This window comes from Robertmurraya sp. DFI.2.37, assembly GCF_029211245.1.
GTDB lineage: Bacteria > Bacillota > Bacilli > Bacillales > Cytobacillaceae > Robertmurraya > Robertmurraya methanolica_A.
In genome coordinates, this window is the sequence record NZ_JARGEJ010000390.1 from 1 (window position 1) to 357 (window position 357).

Sequence of the window (357 nt, forward strand, 5' to 3'; positions counted from 1 at the left end):
TCATGAGTTGTATATATGGCAGATAGATGGGGGGAAAGAGTTCGCGCCTTAACTGGGGAGGTCTCATGAGTCTGTACCAAAATCCTGTAGTGATGCAGGACTGGACGGTGAGAAGTCAGCAGAAGCCGTAGTAGTGAAGACATCTAACGAAAGTTAGAAAGAACGAAGGGTTGAACAATTTTATCGTTATAGAAATCTTAATTGGGGAAGGAAATAGACCACTGGCTAACCGCGGAAAAGTGGATACCGAACCACGAGAAAGAAAGGAAATAACAAACATGCATGAAAGAAAATTACTCGACAAAATACTCGATAAGGACAACCTCGAACAAGCAATTAAGCAGGTCAAAAGAAACA

The 357-nt window shown here is 41.7% G+C and carries 1 protein-coding gene; it reads left to right on the top strand.

What is annotated here, in order from left to right:
• Positions 1-170: 170 nt before the first annotated feature.
• The coding region (locus PZE06_RS27000; protein ID WP_275792239.1) for a hypothetical protein at positions 171-357 on the top strand (187 nt) is incomplete at its 3' end.